Annotated in this window: 14 protein-coding genes and 1 pseudogene; 5 read left to right on the top strand and 10 right to left on the bottom strand. The window is 75.5% G+C overall.

Annotated features, from left to right (window positions below; all coding sequences use genetic code 11):
* Nucleotide 1: 1 nt before the first annotated feature.
* The 4 genes and pseudogenes from ACFYZY_RS05275 to ACFYZY_RS05260 all read right to left on the bottom strand — a co-directional run.
* Nucleotides 2–595: a TetR/AcrR family transcriptional regulator gene (locus ACFYZY_RS05275; protein WP_388689666.1), complete on the bottom strand. Its 594-nt coding sequence runs from the start codon at nt 593–595 to the stop codon at nt 2–4.
* Between the two features lie 147 nt (nt 596–742).
* Nucleotides 743–895, bottom strand: a complete 153-nt coding sequence (locus ACFYZY_RS05270) for a hypothetical protein (protein ID WP_388690002.1) — start codon at nt 893–895, stop codon at nt 743–745.
* Nucleotides 895–1617 (bottom strand): GntR family transcriptional regulator, encoded by a 723-nt coding sequence (locus ACFYZY_RS05265; protein WP_388689664.1) that lies wholly within the window; start codon nt 1615–1617, stop codon nt 895–897. Before ACFYZY_RS05265 ends, ACFYZY_RS05270 begins: the two co-directional genes overlap by 1 nt.
* 139 nt (nt 1618–1756) lie before the next feature.
* A pseudogene (locus ACFYZY_RS05260) lies at nt 1757–2920 on the bottom strand (CaiB/BaiF CoA transferase family protein); the annotation flags it as partial.
* A gap of 137 nt (nt 2921–3057) precedes the next feature.
* Here ACFYZY_RS05260 and ACFYZY_RS05255 point away from each other — a divergent pair.
* Nucleotides 3058–4248 (top strand): acyl-CoA dehydrogenase family protein, encoded by a 1191-nt coding sequence (locus tag ACFYZY_RS05255; protein ID WP_388689663.1) that lies wholly within the window; start codon nt 3058–3060, stop codon nt 4246–4248.
* 66 nt (nt 4249–4314) lie between these two features.
* Here the strand turns inward: ACFYZY_RS05255 and ACFYZY_RS05250 are convergent, their stop codons facing one another.
* The gene (locus tag ACFYZY_RS05250) at nt 4315–4818 is read right to left on the bottom strand and encodes an FBP domain-containing protein (protein WP_388689662.1); all 504 of its coding nucleotides are present in this window, start codon (nt 4816–4818) and stop codon (nt 4315–4317) included.
* A gap of 103 nt (nt 4819–4921) precedes the next feature.
* Nucleotides 4922–6358, bottom strand: a complete 1437-nt coding sequence (locus ACFYZY_RS05245) for a DUF6777 domain-containing protein (protein WP_388689661.1) — start codon at nt 6356–6358, stop codon at nt 4922–4924.
* Between the two features lie 195 nt (nt 6359–6553).
* Between ACFYZY_RS05245 and ACFYZY_RS05240 the strand changes: the two genes are divergently transcribed.
* Nucleotides 6554–7894 (top strand): streptophobe family protein, encoded by a 1341-nt coding sequence (locus ACFYZY_RS05240; protein ID WP_388689659.1) that lies wholly within the window; start codon nt 6554–6556, stop codon nt 7892–7894.
* Between the two features lie 81 nt (nt 7895–7975).
* On the opposite strand, the gene ACFYZY_RS05235 is transcribed toward ACFYZY_RS05240, so the two are convergent.
* The 3 genes from ACFYZY_RS05235 to ACFYZY_RS05225 are packed head-to-tail and all read right to left on the bottom strand — an operon-like array spanning nt 7976 to nt 12253.
* Nucleotides 7976–8968, bottom strand: a complete 993-nt coding sequence (locus ACFYZY_RS05235) for a serine/threonine-protein kinase (RefSeq protein WP_388689657.1) — start codon at nt 8966–8968, stop codon at nt 7976–7978.
* The gene (locus tag ACFYZY_RS05230; protein ID WP_388689656.1) at nt 8968–9696 is read right to left on the bottom strand and encodes a hypothetical protein; all 729 of its coding nucleotides are present in this window, start codon (nt 9694–9696) and stop codon (nt 8968–8970) included. The genes ACFYZY_RS05235 and ACFYZY_RS05230 overlap by 1 nt, the downstream gene beginning before the upstream one ends.
* A 4-nt stretch (nt 9697–9700) precedes the next feature.
* Nucleotides 9701–12253 (bottom strand): FHA domain-containing protein, encoded by a 2553-nt coding sequence (locus ACFYZY_RS05225; protein ID WP_388689655.1) that lies wholly within the window; start codon nt 12251–12253, stop codon nt 9701–9703.
* Nucleotides 12254–12355: 102 nt separating this feature from the next.
* On the opposite strand from ACFYZY_RS05225, the gene ACFYZY_RS05220 reads away from it, so the two are divergent.
* The 3 genes from ACFYZY_RS05220 to ACFYZY_RS05210 all read left to right on the top strand — a co-directional run bounded on the left by ACFYZY_RS05220 (nt 12356) and on the right by ACFYZY_RS05210 (nt 15458).
* Nucleotides 12356–13030 carry a TetR/AcrR family transcriptional regulator gene (locus tag ACFYZY_RS05220; RefSeq protein ID WP_388689653.1) on the top strand — a complete coding sequence of 225 codons (675 nt, stop codon included), beginning with the start codon at nt 12356–12358 and terminating at the stop codon, nt 13028–13030.
* A 254-nt stretch (nt 13031–13284) separates the two neighbouring features.
* On the top strand, nt 13285–13953 hold the full coding sequence (locus ACFYZY_RS05215) for a ThuA domain-containing protein (protein ID WP_388689651.1): 669 nt from the start codon (nt 13285–13287) through the stop codon (nt 13951–13953).
* Between the two features lie 107 nt (nt 13954–14060).
* Entirely contained in the window at nt 14061–15458 is a 1398-nt protein-coding gene (locus ACFYZY_RS05210; protein WP_388689649.1) for an NADP-dependent succinic semialdehyde dehydrogenase, read from the top strand.
* A 10-nt stretch (nt 15459–15468) separates the two neighbouring features.
* Here the strand turns inward: ACFYZY_RS05210 and ACFYZY_RS05205 are convergent, their stop codons facing one another.
* Complete coding sequence (locus ACFYZY_RS05205; protein ID WP_388689648.1) at nt 15469–17550, bottom strand: SpoIIE family protein phosphatase; 2082 nt, start codon at nt 17548–17550, stop codon at nt 15469–15471.
* Nucleotides 17551–17650 lie beyond the last annotated feature (100 nt).

Below are 17650 nucleotides of genomic sequence, written 5' to 3'. Positions count from 1 at the left end.
CTCAACCGCCCATCAGGGACACGAGTTGATCGGCCATCAGGTCGAGCTGCTGCTCCGCCGCGTGCCGGTCGCCGAGGACGAGGAACTGAAGGGTGAGGCCGTCGATCGCCGCCGCCAGGTAACGCGCCGGCACCTCCACCGGCACCCGGGGCGCGAGCCCCCGCGCGGCGCCCACCCGCTCGATCAGACCGGCCGCCGACGCCACGTACTGCTCGTACTGCGCCCGCGCCAGGTGCTCGAACCCCGGCTCGCGCAGCGCGTACTGGGTGAGGTCGTACGTCAGCATGTGCTCGCCGGGGTGGGCGGTGACGTGGTCCCAGTACGTCCGCAGGGCGCCCCGCACGGTCTCGCGGAGGGTGCTCCCCGGCTCGACCGTCGCCAGTACGCGGGTCACGTGGTTGCCGGTGATCGTCCCGATCGCGGCTTCGAGGAGCGCCTGCTTGGAGTCGAAGCAGTAGTGGAAGACGCTCAGCGACACCCCCGCCTCGGCGCAGATCGACCGGGTGGTGGTCCGGGCCACCCCGTCCCTGGCCATCGCCCTGATCGCCGCGTCGACCAACTGCCTGCGCCGTTCGGCCGACGGCATCCGCGCCATGGTTCCTCCTCGCGTCCGGCGCCAGGGTAGCCGCAGCCCCGGGCACCGTGATCGGCCCGGGCCGTCCCTTCCACCGGTCCGGGGCCGCAGGGCCGTCCCTTCCGCCGCTCCCGGGACCGGCCGGGCCCCGTCCTCTCCGCCGCTCCCTCAGGCCGCCGCCGGACTCCGCGTCGCCGCCGCGAGCTCCGGCCGCAGGGCGTCGAAGCCGGGATCGCCGCGCAGGGCGGCCACGTCCGTGCCCGGGGCGCGGGGGAGGGGGACGGCGACCTCGGCGACCATCCGGCCGGGGCCCGCCGCCATCACCAGGACCCGGCTCCTCCCGGCCGCATCCGGTCCTCCAGGGGGAGGGTTCGGTCCGCGTCCCGCTCCAGCACCTCGCGCAGGGCCGCCACCGCGTGCGCCCGGTGCTCGTCCAGCAGGCGGACGGCGGTCTCCCCGTCGCCGTTCCGGAGCGCGGAGATCACGGCCCGGTGCTCCCGCACGGCCAGGTTCCGGTGCGGCGCGTCCGCGTAGTACAGCGAGCGGTACGCGTCGGTGGCGTCCCACAGGGTCGTGACGAGGCGCACGAGGCGCGGCATCCCGGACGCCTCGATCAGGGTGAAGTGGAAGAGGCGGTTCGCCGCCGCCATCGCGGGCACGTCCCCGTCGGCGGCGGCCCGCTCCACCTCGCGCTGGACGTCTTCGAGCACGCCGACCGTGCCCTCCGGCATCCGGCCCGCGGCCAGCCGGACCGCCTCCGTCTCCAGGAGGTCCCGGATCCGGTAGATCTCCTCCAGGTCGTCGAGCGAGAGCTCCGCGACGAAGTAGCCCCTGTGTATGTGATGCACCACCAGGCCCTCGGCCTCCAGGGCCTTGAGGGCCTCGCGCAGGGGCACCCGGCTCACCTCGAAGCGGGCCGCGAGGGCGTCCTGGCGGATCTGGTCGCCCGGCTTCAGCTCCCCGGTGGTGATGGCGCGCCGCAGTTCCTCCAGGACGAACTGCTGGGCGGTCCCCGGCCGCCGCTTCCGCACCGCGCTGCTCATCGCCCGTGCCCTTCCGTTCCTCGTGCCGCCGCCGGCGGACCGCTCCTCCGGCGGATCGTTCCCCGGGCGACCGCTCCTCCGGGGACGACCATCTTCCTACGGATCCTCCGGACCCTTCCCGGGCCGGGGCGCGCGCGGTCCGTCCCTCCGCGCCGAGCACGGCGTCCGTGTGCTCGCCGAGACGCGGGGGAGCGGACCGGTAGGAGGGCGGGGTGGCGCCGAGCCGGATCGGGTGGGCGACCTGGCCGGGGCCGGCCGCGGACTCGGGTACGCGCGGGGCGAGCCCCAGCCGGTCGGCCAGGGCGAAGGCGCCCGCCAGGTCGTTGATCGGCCCGCAGGGCACACCGGCCGCCGTCAGCTCCTCGAACCAGTCGTCGGCGGTACGGCCGCCGAGCGGCCCGGCGAGCACCGCCGCCAGCTCCTCCCGGTGGGCGACCCGGGCCGGGTTGGTGGCGAAGCGGGCGTCGTCGGCGAGTCCCGGCAGGCCGAGCCGTTCGCACAGGGCCCGGAACTGCCGGTCGTTGCCCACGGCCAGGACCAGCGGCCGGTCCCGCGCCTCGAACACCTCGTACGGGGTGATGCTCGGGTGCCGGTTGCCCATCGCGCGCGGCACGACCCCCGCTCCCAGGTGGGCCGCGGCCTGGTTGGTGAGCGCGGAGAGCAGGGAGCCGAGCAGCGACACCTCGACGCGCTGGCCCTCGCCGGTGCGCTCCCGGTGCCGGAGCGCGGCGAGCACGCCCATCCCCGCGTGCAGGCCGGTGACGACGTCGACCAGGGCCACCCCCGTCTTCGTCCCCGGCCCGTCCGGCTCGCCCGTCACGCTCATCAGGCCGCCCACGGCCTGGACGAGCAGGTCGTACCCCGGGAGCCGGGCGCCCTCCGCGGTGCCGAAACCGGTCACCGAGCAGTAGACGAGCCCCGGGTTCGTCGTCCGCACGTCCTCGTACCCGAGCCCCAGCCTCTCCATCGCGCCGGGGCGGAAGTTCTCCACCAGGACGTCCGCCCGGTCCACGATCGCGCGCGCCGCCGCCAGGTCCCCGGGATCCGCCAGATCGAGCGACACGGAGCGCTTGTTCCGGTTCACCCCGAGGAAGTACGTGGCCTGCCCGTCCGCGAACGGCGGCCCCCACGCGCGCGTGTCGTCACCGGACCCCGGCCGCTCGATCTTGATCACGTCCGCGCCCAGGTCGGCGAGGAGCATCGTCATGTACGGCCCGGCGAGCACCCGGCCGAAGTCCGCGACGACGATCCCGGAGAGAGCGCCGCCCTCCGGTGCCGGTGTGTGCGGCTGGTCTGCGCGCATGCCGTTTCCCCTCGCCGGCGATCGGATCCGCTCGGACCGTACGGCCGGGAGCAGGGGATTTTCAACACTGGATCCAATATCCGGTCGGGCGCTACGCTTCGGCACGCCGAGTCGCCACAGCCGCCAGGAGGCCGTCCGTGAAGCCGTCGCAGTCCAGCTCCGCTCCCGTGCACCCCTTCGACCTGCTCGCCGTCGACGGACTCCTGACCGACGAGGAGCGCGAGATCCGGCGCACCGTCCGCGCCGTCGCCGACCGCGAGCTGCGACCGCACGTCGCCGACTGGTTCGAGAAGGGCGAGATCCCCGCCCGCGAACTCGCCCGCACCCTCGGCGGCACCGGCGTCCTCGGCATGCATCTGAAGGGGTACGGCTGCGCGGGCACCAACTCCGTCGCGTACGGCCTCGCCTGCCTGGAGCTGGAGGCCGTCGACTCCGGGCTGCGCTCCCTCGTCTCCGTACAGGGCTCCCTCGCCATGTACGCGATCTGGAAGTACGGCTCCGAGGAGCAGAAGCAGCGGTGGCTGCCGAAGATGGCGGCGGGCGAGTACATCGGCTGCTTCGGCCTCACCGAGCCGGACGCCGGTTCGGACCCCGGCGCCATGCGGACCAACGCCAAGCGGGACGGCTCCGACTGGGTGCTCAACGGCACCAAGATGTGGATCACCAACGGCTCCGTCGCCGACGTGGCCGTCGTCTGGGCCCGCACCGAGGACGGCGTCCGCGGCTTCCTCGTCCCGGCCGGCACCCCCGGCTTCGGCACGCCCGGGATCGGGAGGAAGCTGTCGCTGCGGGCGAGCGTCACCAGCGAACTGGTCCTGGAGGACGTACGCCTCCCGGCCGACGCGGTGCTCCCGGAGGCCCGTGGGCTCTCGGGCCCGCTCGGCTGCCTCAACGAGGCCCGCTTCGGCATCGTCTTCGGCGCGCTCGGCGCCGCCCGCGACTGCCTGGAGACGGCGATCTCCTACGCCCGGGACCGCACCGTCTTCGCCCGCTCCCTCGCCTCGTACCAGCTGACGCAGCAGAAGCTCGCGGACATGTCCGTCGAGCTGGGCAAGGGCATGCTCCTCGCCCTCCACCTGGGCCGCCTCAAGGACGCGGGCGCGCTCACCCCCGAGCAGGTCAGCGTGGGCAAGCTGAACAACGTGCGCGAGGCGATCGCGATCGCCCGCGAGTGCCGCACGATCCTGGGCGCCAACGGCATCACCCTGGAGTACCCGGTCCTGCGCCACGCCAACAACCTGGAGTCGGTGCTCACCTACGAGGGCACGAGCGAGGTCCACTCCCTGGTGATCGGCAAGGCGCTCACCGGCGAGCAGGCGTTCCGCTGACCGCCCCGCGCACCGCGCGTCCCGCCGTCCCGGGTCCGCGTCCGGGACGACGGGACGCACGGGACCTCAGCCGGCCGTGACCCGCTGGACGAAGGCGTCGAGGTTGGCCGTCGTGCGGGCGATCCGCTCGTCGGGGCCGAGGGACTCCTCCCGGCGCCCGGCGCGCAGCTTCGGCTGGCGCTTGCCCCGGACGTAGAGGGAGCAGGCGAGGTCGGCGCAGAGGTAGATCCCGACCGTGTTCCCCTCGCGGCCCCGGGGTCCCGCCAGCGGTGCCACCAGGAGGGACACGCCCGAAGAGGCGTGCGCGGTCAGGCAGATCTGGCACAGGCTCGACTTCACGGCGCTGGTCCGGCCCACGGCCGGGACCCGCAGGGTCACGCCGACCGGCCCGTCCTCGCGCGGGACGACCAGATGGGCGCGCAGGGGCGCGCCCGGGTCGACCCAGCCCAGGAAGTCCAGGTCCTCCCAGGGAAGCTCGGCGAAGTCGAGCGGCAGCTTGAGGCGTGCGGCCTCGCCCTTGGTGCAGTTCACGAAGGACGAGCGGATCTCTTTGTCGGTCAGCGGTTCCACTCGGTGGACCGTACACGCGTCCCCGGGGACGGGCATCCCAATAAGCCGGGGACGGGGTCGCCGCTCGTGCGCGGCGGACGCGCCCGCCCCGCGCGCCCGCCGGTCAGACGGCCGGGAACGGGACGGAGGCGGCTCCCGGCGCCGGGCGGGGAACCGCCGGACCGGCGGCCGGGGCCCGCGCCGGGCCTCCCGCCGGCCGGTTCGCGTCCGGCCCCGCCGAAGCACCGGCCGGGGCGTCCGGCGGCGTACCGGCCGGGGCGTCCGGCGCGGAGCCCGAACGCGGGGCCGACGATTCGGGCGGAGCCGAGGGCCCGGACGGGGGCGGTTCGGACGGGGGCGGTTCGGACGGTGGCGGTGAGGAGGCCGGCGGGACCGGGGAACCGGGCGGGGGCGAGGAGCCCGGGGGCGGGGACGAACCGGACGGTGTGTCGGGCGGGCCGGAGGGGGAGCCGGAAGGGCAGGAGGACGGGTCGCCCGCGCACGGCACCGGGGACGGAGGCGCGGTCGCCTCGTCCCGCGCGCCGGTGTCGCCGCGTTCCCGCGCGAACCAGCCGCCGTCCTCGGCGTCGTACACCACGAAGGTGTTCACGACCGCCCGCGAGGGCACGATCACGATCACCTGGCCGGCGTCGTACCCCGGCCAGGGAGTGCCCGTCGTCCGCGGGTTCTTCTGCGCCACCGGCTCGGTCAGCGGGTTGCCGCAGGCGCAGCGCACCCGGGGCACTCCCCGGCCGTCGACCAGGACCGCCGTACCGGCCTGCAGGACCGCCTGGTACGCGGTGGCGGAGCCGTCCCTGAAGCCGTGGTTCGTCACCCGGGTGTCTGCCCGGAGCCGGAGCGGGGTGAGGGAGCGCAGATAACCGGGCACCTCGTTCGCGGGGATCCGCAGGACCGAGGCGAAGGCCGCGTTCTTCGCCGGTTCGCCGGAGAGGTGGCGCACCTGCCGCTCCACGTCGCAGCTCGCCACCGACCGCGTCCCGCCGTAGAGGCCGGGAGCCGAGCCCGGCACCTCGGGGGTGCCGGCGGTCGCCGAGCCGGTGCGGGGCGGCAGCGAGGCCGGCGGGACGGAGCCGCCGGGACGGGCCGTCGACCGGGTGAACGGGTCGGGGCCGGTCGAGGAGGCGCTCTGGAGGAAGACCTCCCCGCCGGCCTTCGTCGCGCCGCCTCCGCCGTCGTCGCCGGAACGCTGGGTGAGGACGACGGCCAGGGCGACGGCCGCCACGAGCAGGGCGGCGACCGGAGCGACCTTCGGGACGGAACGCCACCAGGGGCCGCCGCCGTCGCCTCCCGGACAGCGGGAGGAACCGCCGCCGTCCCGACCACCGCCCGAACCGCCGGAACTGCCCGAGCCGCCCGAGCCACCGGAGCCGCCGGCAGGCGGCCCGGACGGGGGAGGGGGGCCCGCGGCGCCCGGGTGGCTGCCCGAACCCGCGAGAGGGCCCGAGGGGGGACCCGAGGGAGGCACCGACGGAGGGCCGGACGGAGGACCGGGCGGCGGGTGGGAAGTCACGTTTTTCCCTTTCTTCCGTTCCCGGCCCATTGTGTGCGCCGACCGGTGCCCGGCCGCAAGCGGAAACACCGCGCCCCGCGCGCGGCCGGTCCCGGGGCGCCACCCCCGCGCGCGGCGGGCCCCGCCTTCTCCTCCTCTCCGGGGCCCCCGCCCGCGCGCGGCGGCCCCCGAACCCCGGCCCCCGTGCGCAAGCGGTCGGCCGCCCCCGGCACTAGCGTGGTCGGCGTGAGCAGCAGGCCCCCCACCTCCGCCTCCGCACGGCCCGCCGCGAGCCCGGCCGGCCTCTCCGCCCGCGCCGTCCTCCAGGCCCTGGCGACCGTGGTCGCCGGGTACCTCGCGATGGGCGTCACCGCCGGACTCGGCCTCTGGGCCGCCGGCGCCGCCGACCTGCCCGGCGGCTTCGCCGAGGTCCTCGCCGCCGTCGTCGTCATGGCGGCGGGCGGCGAGGTCGAACTGTCCGGCGACGCCGGCTCCCTCGCGGGCGTCCGGGGCGAACTGACCGCCATGCCCCTCACCGTCACCCTGGTGGGCGCACTGGTCGTCGGCCACGGCTTCCTGCGTCCCCTGCGGCACCACGCGGCGACCGGCGCCCGTACGCTCCTGCTGCGCGCCGCGACCACCGCCGTCCTCTGGACGGCCGGCCTCGCGGCCCTCTCCGCCCTCGCCCGCCACGACTTCGGGATCACTCTGGGAGGCGGGACCGGGGACCCGCTCGCGGACCTCTTCGGCGACCTGCTCGACGCCGTGAACCCGACGGTCGGCTTCCGCACCGACCTCGGCCCCACGCTCTTCCACGGCCTCCTGGGGATCCTCGGCGTCCTCCTCGCCGCCCTCCTCGTCTCCCGCGGCGCCCCCCTGCCGCCCCGGCTCGTCCGCCACCAGGAGTCCGTACGGCCCGCCGCCCACGCGGTGTTCCTGCTGCTCCTCGCGTACGTGCTCGTGGGCCTGGTCGCCGGGCTCGTCACCGCGGCGACCGGGGACCGGCCCGCCGACACCTTCGCGGTCCTCCTCCTCGGCCTGCCCGACATCGCCTGGCCCGCCCTCGGCGTGGGCATCGGCGGCGCCTGGGAGGGCAGGGCGGAAGGCCCCTTCGGCCTGCCCGTGCCCCGGGCCCTCGACGCCGTCCTGCGCGGCGGGGGCGGGGGCCAGGACCTCTCGACCGTCGACCTCTCCTCGCTCGCCGCGCGGGACGGACGGGCCTGGTGGCTCCTCCCCGTCGCGGCCCTCCTCCTGCTCGCCGCGGCCTTCACGGCGGCGGTCCGCTCCCCGGCCCGGACACGGCTCCGGCAGCACGCCCTCCGCTTCGGCGTCGCCCTCGCGCTCGCCGTGTCGGCCGTCGTCCCGCTCACCCGGGTCGAAGCCCGTTTCGGCCTCTCGGTCCTCGGCATCGGTGAACTCGACTCGCTCGGCGGCGAGGTGCTGCTGCGCCCGGACGTCTGGAGGACGGTCGGCCTCGCGCTCCTGTGGGGCCTGGTCCTCGGCTTCCTCGGCGGCCTCCTCGCCACCCGGGTCCCCCGCAGGGGCGAGACCGGACCCTCCGCCCCTCCGCCCCGCCCGCCGGCCTGAGCCGCCCGGCCCCCGTCGCACCGGTGATCGCCGGACGGCCGCGTCCGGCCGTCCGGGCGGTCGGCCGAGGGGCTCCGGGCCCTACAGCTCCCGGAACACCGGGCGCGCCCACGCGGGCGGGGCGGGAGGCGGACCGGGAGGTCGCGGCGCGTCGCCCCCCGCCGGGTCCGGGACGTCCGGAGCGCCGGACGCCAGGGCGGCACGGAGCCGGGTGACGAACTCCAGGCACGTCCCGTAACGCTCCTCGGGCGTCTTCGCCAGCGCCTTCGCGAAGACCGCGTCCACCCCCCGCGAAAGCCCCGGCCGCGCCTCGGAGAGCGGCGGCGGCGGGTCGTACTGCTGCGCCCACAGCACCGCCCAGTCGGTGTCGCGGCGGAACGGCGGCGCGCCCGTCAGGGTCTCGAACACCACGCACGCCAGGCCGTACACGTCGCACCGGCCGTCGACCGGCTTCCCCGAGATCTGCTCGGGCGCCACGTAGTCCAGCGTGCCCACGAACTCGCCCACCGTCGTGAACCCCGTGAGCGACAGCGACTTCTTCGTCAGCCCGAAGTCCGTGAGGTACACGTGCTCCGGACGGTCGCGGTCGGTGCCCTCGGCCACCAGGATGTTGCCGGGCTTCACGTCCCGGTGCACGAGGTCGTGCGCGTGCGCCGCGTCCAGGGCGGAGGCCACCTGCACGGCGATCCGGCCCGCCTGCGCCGGGGACAGCGGCCCCTCCCGGTGGAGCAGGGCCGCCAGGTCCCGTCCCGCCACGTACCGCATGGCGATGTAGAGCACGCCCTCGGTCTCGCCCGCCTCGAAGACCGGCACGATGTGCGGGTGGTCGATGGAGGCGGCGACCCGCGACTCGTGCGCGAAGCGTTTGCGGAAGGTGTCGTTGCGGGCCAGTTCGGGGGCCAGCAGCTTCAGCGCCACCGTACGGTCGAGCCGCAGGTCCCGCGCCCGGTACACCACCGCCATGCCGCCGCGCCCGATCTCGCCCTCCACGCGGTAGCCCGCGACCACCTTGCCGACGAGCCCCGAGGGCCGGCCCGCCGGGAGGTCCGGGCCGGCGTGCGTCCCGCCGCCCATCAGCCCTCACCCGTCGGCGGCCGCTCCACGACCCGGGTCGGGGGGTGGTCCAGGGCCTCCGTCGGAGGCGGCTCCGCGGCCCGGTCCGGGGGCGGTTCCACGACCTGGGTGGGCGTCGGTTCCACGGCTCGGGTACGGGACGGTTCCACGGGGACGGCGGGCGGGGGAGAGGCCGGGGCCGAGGACGTGCCGGCGGGGGTGAGCGTGGGCGACCGGACGGTGGCCGAGGGCGCCGCCCCGGCCGCGTACGTACGGAGTTCCACGCCGTCGCAGTACACCCAGCGCTCGTGCTCGGCGTCGTACAGCCACACCGACTCGCCGTCGACGACCATGCCCACCCGCAGGCCCCGGGTGCGCAGCCGGAAGCCCTCGCCGTCGAGACGGCCCGCGCCCAGCTCCTCCGCGGCCCGCCGGTAGCGGCCGAGCGCGTCCTCGGCGCGGGCGATCAGCGGGCGGGGGTCGGCGGTCCTGGTGAGGGGGCGGCCCGCCGCCGGGGGGTCGTCGGGGACGCCGACGAGCAGCCGCGCGTCCACCCACGCCGTCCAGCCGTTGGAGCACCGGATGCGCCCCCAGTCCCCGGCCCGCTCCTCCAGGCACACGGGGAGGAAGGCGTCCAGGGGCGCCGTGGGCAGCGCGGGGTCGGGCGCCTCCCAGGCGGGGAGGCCGTCGCGCGGCACGACGTGGGTGGGCCGGAAGTCCGGCACGTACGCGGACACGGGGGCGCTCACGGGTCTACCTCCGCATGACGACCGGCTCGTGGCGGCGCAGCAGCCGGGCCACGACCAGGGCGAGGACCAGACAGAGCACCACCATCATGCCCATGTCGAACAGCCATGCCTCCGCCGTGTGCCGCATCAGCGGGTCGGTGGTCCTGTCGCCCGGCGCCGCCTTCCCGATGTCGATCGTCGCGCCCATCGCCGCGAACGCCCACCGTGAGGGGACGAGCCAGGCGAGCTGCTCCAGGACGGGCGTGCCCCGCACGGTGAGGAGCGCCCCGCAGAACACCACCTGGACGATGGCGAGGAGGACCAGCAGCGGCATCGTCACCTCCTCCTTGCGGACCAGGGCCGAGACGAACAGGCCGAGCATCATCGCGGTGAAGGAGAGCAGCGCGACGGCGAGGACGATCTCCACCAGCGGAGGCATCAGGACGCCCTTGCCGCCGGGCACGTTCAGCGGCACCCCGATCAGGGCCACCAGGGTCAGGACCACCGCCTGCACGATCGTGATCAGGCCGAGGACCACCACCTTGGAGGCGAGGTAGGCCGAACGGGACAGCCCGACGGCTCTCTCGCGCCGGTAGATCGCGCGCTCCTTCACCAGCTCGCGCACGGCGTTCGCCGCGCCCGTGAGGACCCCGCCCACGCAGAGGATGAGCAGGACGTTCAGCGACGACTCGGAGTCGAGGGCGCCCTCGGACAGGGCCCGGGCCATCGCCCCCATCACGAACGGCAGCGCGATCATGATGACGAGGAAGGTGCGGTCGGCGGAGAGCGCCGTCGCGTAGCGGCGCACCAGGGTCCGCAGCTGGGAGCCCCGGCTCTGCGCCTTCGGCGGCGGGGCGGGCGCCGTGCGGGGCGGGGCGCTCCCGCCGGTTCCGCCCGGGGGGAGGTCCGGGGCCGCCGTGGCACCGGTGAGGTAACGGTCCCGGAGGCGGGAGGAGCGGTACTGGCCGGCCCAGTCGCGGTCCCGGTCGTTCTCGAAGGTCTCGAACGCCTCCGGCCACTGGTCGAAACCGAAGAAGCCGAGGGCCTCGGAGGGCGGCCCGTAATAGGCGACCCTGCCACCGGGCGCGAGGACGAGCAGCCGGTCGCAGACGTCCAGGCTGAGCACGCTGTGGGTGACCACGACGACCGTGCGCCCGTCGTCGGCGAGTCCGCGCAGCATGTGCATCACGGACCGGTCCATGCCCGGGTCGAGACCGGAGGTGGGCTCGTCCAGGAAGAGGAGGGACGGCTTGGTGAGCAGTTCGAGGGCGACGCTGACCCGCTTGCGCTGACCGCCGGAGAGGCTGTGGACCGGCTGGTCCGCGCGCTCCGCCAGGCCCAGCTCCCGGATCACCTCGTCCACCCGGGCGCGCCGTTCCGTGCGGTCGGTGTCCTCGGGGAACCGCAGCTCGGCCGCGTACCCGAGGGCGCGGCGGACGGTCAGCTGGAGGTGCAGGATGTCGTCCTGGGGGACGAGCCCGATGCGCCGGCGCAGCTCGGCGTAGTCCCGGTACAGGTCGCGACCGTCGTAGAGCACCGTGCCCCGGTCGGCGGGACGCTGGCCGGTGAGGGCGTTCAGGAGGGTGGACTTCCCGGCGCCGGACGGTCCGACGACCGCGAGCAGGGACTTCTCGCCCACCGGGAACGAGACGTCGTCGAGGAGGGTCCTGCGCCCGTGGTCGACGGTGACGCCGAGCGACCGCACGTCGAGGGAGACCTCGCCGGTGTCGGTGAACTCGACCAGCTGCCCGCCGATCAGGCAGAACGCGCACCGTCCGATGCCGACGATGTCCTCCGCCGTCACCCGGGCCTCGGTGACGGGCCGGCCGTTGAGGAAGGTCCCGTTGTGGCTGCCCAGGTCGTGGATCCGGTAGGTGCCGTCGGGGTGGGCGCGGAGTTCGGCGTGCCGCCGCGAGACGACGAGGTCGGGGACGACGATGTCGTTGTCGGGGGCACGGCCGATGCGGACGCCGTGGACGGGCAGCGGCCGGACGGACGTCGGCCGCCGGAAGGTGCCGGTGGCGGCGGGGTGCGCGACGGAGGGGGGCCGGAGCGGGACGGGCTCCCGGCGCGGCGCGGGCTCCCGCCGTCGTACGGACCCGGGGTCCGGCGCGGGCTCGGGGTCTCGCTCCCGTACGGGCTCGGGCGCGGGGTCCCGCTCCCGTAGGGGTTCCGGTCCGGAATCCCGTCCCCGCTCCGGTCCGGGTTCCCGCACGGGAGGGGGCGGGGGCTTCCGTTCCGGCGGCCGGTCCGGGGCGCCGGCCGAGAGGACCGCGCGGGGACCGTCCTCCGGGTGCCCGAACCGTACGACCGTTCCGGGGCCGACCTCCCGCGGCCGGACCACCCTCAGGCCGTCCGCGAAGGTGCCGTTCGTGCTGCCCTCGTCGGTCAGGGTCCACCGGCCCGAGACGGCCCGGAACACCGCGTGGTGCCAGGACGCGCGGGCGTCCGGAAGGACGACGTCGCAGGTGGGGTCCCGCCCGACGCGGTAGACGCGGCCCGGGTCCATGGGCGTCGCGTCCCCGTCGATCTCGAGGACCAGATCGGGCGCCGCAGGCACGGCGGGCCGCTCTCCCATGTCTGGATTTTATCCGCCGGAACCGGTCCCCGCCCGGCCGGGAGGCGCCGGTATGGTGGACGCCCGCCGCGCGACGCGGCTCGTGACGAGGAGGGACCCCCTGTGCCGAGAGGTGTCACCGGGCGGCGGTCCCGCACCCGCGCGGCGCTCCTGGAGGCCGCCCTGGAGGCGTTCGCCGAGCACGGTTTCCACGCGACGACGATCGAGGGGATCTGCGAGCGCGCCGGCTACACGCGGGGCGCGTACTACTCGAACTTCGCGAGCAAGGAAGAACTCTTCCTCGCCCTCTTCGACGAGCACAGCGACCGGACCGTGCGGCGGCTCGCCGAGGCGATCGACGCGCTGCCCGCCGACGAATACACCCTGACCCGGCTCGCGGAACTGGCCTCCCGCGTCGAACCGGACGAGCGGGACTGGTACCTGGTCACCACCGAGTTCACCCTGCACGCCATCCGCGACCCGGGGACCGCCCGGGTGCTCGCGCGCCACGACGAGCGGCTCCGGGCGGAGATCGCCCGCGGCCTCACCCTCGTCCTGCGCCGGGCCGGGCGCGAACTGACCGTGGAACCCGACCGGTTCGCGCGTCTCCTCGTCGCCCTGCGCGAGGGCGGTCTCGCCCAGAGCTACGTGGAACCGGACGCACTGCCGCCGGGCAGTCTGGAACGCCAGTTCCTCGCCCCGCTCCTGGAGGCGACGACCAGGGAGTTCCGGCCCGCCGGGGACGGTCCGGAGGGGCCCGACCCGGACACGGCGTCCGACCCGGACACGGCGGCCTGACCCGGACACGGCGCTCCGGCCCCGTGCCGGGCGCGCCCGGCACCGGCCGTCTCCCGCGCGGTCCGGTCGGCCGGCCGCCGCCGGGACGACGGGGTTGCGGTTCGCCGTTCGCGATGACTACGGTCGGACAGGGGCGGGAGAAAGCGCTTTCCCCCTCTTTTCCTCCCTTCCTCTTCCTCCTCGCCCCTCCCTCCCTCCCCCCTCCCCCTTCCCCCGTTCTCGTCTCCGCCCGACCCCCGTCCCTGGAGCCCCGCGTGCCCACCGCCGACGTCCTGATCTACACCCGCACCGCCGGCTACCGGCACGACTCGATCCCCGACGGCGCCGCCGCGCTAGCGGAGCTTGCGGGGGAGCTGGGGCACACGGCCGAGACCGGCGAGGACCCGGGGGCCTTCACCCCCGAGCGGCTGGCCGGGTACGCCGCCGTCGTCCTGCTCTCCACGACCGGGAACGTCCTGACCCCCGAGGGCCGCACCGCCTTCGAGGCGTACCTGCGGGGCGGCGGCGCCCTCCTCGCCGTGCACGCGGCCGCCAACGCCGAGCCGGACTGGCCCTTCTACGGGGAACTGCTCGGCACCCGCTTCGACGGCCACCCCGAGATCCAGCCGGGCACCGTCCTCGTGGACGCGCGGGACCACCCGGCGACCGCCCCGCTCCCGGTCCGCTGGGAGTGGACGGACGAGTGGTACAACTTCACCTCCGACCCGCGCGGCACGGGCGGAACCGGCGTACGGGTCCTGGCCCGGGCCGACGAGTCCTCCTACCGGGGCGGCACCCACGGCGACGACCACCCGCTCGCCTGGTGCCGCGAGGTGGGCCGCGGGCGCGTCTTCTTCACCGCCCTCGGGCACGCCCCGGAGGCGTACCGCGACCCGCTCTTCCGGGCCCACCTCTCCGGCGCGCTGGCCTGGCTGACCTCCTGATTCCCGGTGGCCCCCCGGTCACCCCACCGCCCCGCCCCTGTTGCGCCGCGCCGCCCTTCGCGGAAGGTTTCTGTCAGAGCGGGGGCCGACGCAGGAGGAGACAGGCCATGGGCATCGCCACCGTGAACCCCGCGACCGGAGAGACGCTGCGCACCTACGAGGCCCACGGGCCCGAGGAGATCGAGCGGCGCGTCGCCGCGGCGCACGAGGCGTTCCGCCGGTACCGCACCACCCCCTTCGCCGAACGCGCCCGCCTCCTGCGCGCCGCCGCGGGCCTCCTGGAGGAGGACACCGAGGACATCGCCCGCACGATGACGGTCGAGATGGGCAAGCCCGTCGTCGCCGCCCGCGCGGAGGCCGCCAAGTGCGTCAAGGCCATGCGCTGGTACGCCCGCCACGCCGAGGAACTGCTCGCCGACGAGCACCCGGCGGAGAGCGACGTCCAGGACTCCGGAGCGGACACGGCCCGCGTCCACTACCGGCCCCTCGGCCCGGTCCTCGCCGTCATGCCGTGGAACTTCCCGCTCTGGCAGGTGATCCGCTTCGCCGCGCCCGCCCTCATGGCGGGCAACACGGGTCTCCTCAAGCACGCCTCCAACGTGCCGCAGACCGCGCTCTACCTGGGCGACCTCTTCCGCCGCGCCGGATTCCCCGAGGGCTGCTTCCAGACCCTCCTCGTCGGCTCCGGGGAGATCGAGGGCATCCTGCGGGACCCGAGGATCGTGGCCGCCACCCTCACCGGCAGCGAACCGGCCGGCCGGGCCGTCGCCTCCGTGGCGGGCGACGAGATCAAGAAGACCGTCCTGGAGCTCGGCGGCAGCGACCCGTACATCGTGATGCCCTCCGCCGACGTCGTCGCGGCCGTGAAGACCGCCGTCACCGCCCGGGTGCAGAACAACGGGCAGTCGTGCATCGCGGCCAAGCGGTTCATCGTCCACCGGGACGTCTACGACGACTTCTCCGAGCGCTTCACCGCCGCCATGAACGCCCTCACCGTCGGCGACCCCCTCGACGAGTCCACCGACGTCGGCCCCCTCGCCACCGAGCGGGGCCGCGCCGACCTGGAGGAACTGGTGGACGACGCCGTGGAACGGGGCGCCACCGTCCTCTGCGGGGGCCACCGCCCCGACGACGAGGCGCTCCGCGACGGCTGGTACTACCGGCCCACCGTCCTCACCGGCATCACCCCGGAGATGCGCGTCCACCGCGAGGAGACCTTCGGGCCGGTCGCCACCGTCTACCGGGTCGGCGACGCCGAGGAGGCCGTGGCCGTCGCCAACGACTCCCCGTTCGGCCTCAGCTCCAACGTCTGGACCCGCTCCCAGGAGGACATCGCGTTCTTCGTCCGTGACCTGGAGGCCGGCGGCGTCTTCGTCAACGGGATGACGGCCTCGCACCCGGCGCTCCCCTTCGGCGGGATCAAGCGCTCCGGCTACGGCCGCGAACTCGCGGGCCACGGCATCCGCGAGTTCTGCAACGCGACCACGGTGTGGCAGCGCGCCTGAACCCGGCCCCTCAGCCACCGCCGGGGGCGCCGCCCGCAGCCTCCGCCGGGCCGATCTCACACCACACCGCCTTGCCCTCACCGCGCGGCTCGACCCCCCACCGGGAGGCCAGCGCGTCGAGCAGGAGCAGCCCGCGGCCCGAGGTGGCGGCCTCGCCCGGGGTACGCCGCCGGGGCCAGGCGCTCGACCGGTCCTGCACCGACAGGCGCACCCGACGCACCGGTTCGGGCAGCACCTCCAGGGTCAGCACCGCGCCCCCCTCGGTGTGCAGCAGCACGTTGACCAGGAGTTCCCCCGTCAGCAGCTCCGCGTCGTCGGCGAGGCCCGCCATGCCCCAGTCCCGGACCGCCCGCCCCACGGCCGCCCGCGCGTCCGAGAGGCCCTGCGGATCGGCCTGGTGGACGTACTGGTGGATGCGCGGCGCCCGGGGCGTGCCCGGGTCCGGGCTGCGCCGCAGCACCAGGAGGGCCACGTCGTCGCCCGCGCCCCACCGCTCCCACAGGCGGTCGGAGAGGTGGTCGGCCAGCGCCTCGGCCTCCGGCGGGCCGCCCGCGATCGCCTCGGCGAGCGAGGCGAGACCGGCCGAGATGTCCGCGCCGGGCTGCTCGACCAGACCGTCCGTGCAGAGCACCAGGGTCTCCCCGGGCACCAGGTCGAGCCGCGTCTCCGGGAACTCCTCGTCCCCGAACGCCGTCGCCAGGCCCAGCGGGAGGCCGCCCCGCAGCTTGGGCCGCCCCACCCGGCCGTCGGTGTGCCGGATCAACGGGTCGAGGTGCCCGGCCCGTACGGCGCGCACCGTGCCGCTCGCCAGGTCCACCTGCGCGTACGTACAGGTCGCGAAGCGGTCGGTGTCCAGCTCGGCGAGGAACCGGGAGGCGCGGGCGAGGACCGTCGGCGGGGCGTGCCCCTCGCCCGCGTACGCCCGCAGCGCGATCCGCAGCTGGCCCATGATGGCGGCCGCGTGCGTGTCGTGGCCCTGGACGTCGCCCACGACGATCCCGACCCGGCTGCGCGGCAGCGGGATCACGTCGTACCAGTCGCCGCCGACCTGCCGCCCGCTCCACGCCGCGTGGTACCGGACGGCGATCCGGCCGCCGGTGATCTCCGGGATGCGGCGCGGCAGCATCGTCTCCTGGAGCCCGGTCGCCAGCTCCCGCTCCTCGTCGAAGAGCATCGCCCGCTGGAGCGACTGGGCGACGATCGCCGCGAGCCCGAGGGCCAGGTTGCGCTCGTCGGGGTTGAACGAGGTGCGGCCCCGGTAGAACAGGGCCATCCCGCCGAGCGAACGCGCCTGCGCCACCAGCGGCAAGTAGCAGGCGGCCCGGAAGTCCAGCCGGGGCAGGTAGGGGGCGAGTTCGGGGAAGTCCCGGCCGAGCGCGGCGAAGGAGGGGACGAACCGGGGCCGGCCGCTCAGCACCGCCTCGGCCAGCGGAAGCTTCCGGTCGAGCCGCCGGCCGCGGAAGTCGTCGAGCACGTCGAGGGAGTCCCCGCTGAGCGCGATGACGTTCAGCGAGCCGTTCTCCACGAGGCCGAGCGCGAGCCCGTCCGCGCCGAGCCGCGCGAGCCCTCCCGGACCCGTCAGGGCGGCCGTCACGTCGTCCACGGTCACCGCCCGCGACAGCGCGTTCGTCGTCCGCTCGACGATGCTCGTCTGCACCTCGCGCCGCTTCTCCAGGTCCCGGACGAAGGTGAAGTGCGCGATCTCGGCGGTCGTGTCCCGCACGACGCCGACGATCCGCCGGGCCCATCCCCGCGGCGAGCGCAGGATCCGGGCCTGTACGTGCGTCCAGTGGGGCGGCCCGTCGTCCTGGGGGACGGGGAAGTGCGCGGTGTACGAGAGGGCGCCGCTCCTGACGGCCTCGCGCACGACGCCCCGGAGCCTGGCCAGCTCCCCGGGGGCGAGCCGCGCGACGAGCGACGCCGGGCGCCCGTCGAAGGCGTCCGGGACCACGCCGAAGACCAGCAGCCCCGACTCGTCGACATCGATGCGGCCCGTGTCGAGATCCCAGTCGAAGCTGCCGGTCCGGTTCATGGCGAGCCACTGGGCGGGCCCGATCTCGCCACTGCGCGTACGCGGATCGTCGTCGGTCATCCTCCCCATTGTCGAACCCGCGCACCGCGGGCGCCACGGTGACGACCCGGCGTGGCGCGAGTTCGCCGCGAGGGCCGCGCCCGGGGCCCCGGATGCGCGC

This window comes from Streptomyces sp. NPDC001744 (assembly GCF_042892575.1).
In the GTDB taxonomy this organism is placed as follows: Bacteria; Actinomycetota; Actinomycetes; order Streptomycetales; family Streptomycetaceae; genus Streptomyces.
The sequence above is the reverse complement of the archived record's forward strand: the minus strand, read 5'-3'. Positions and strand labels throughout refer to the sequence as shown.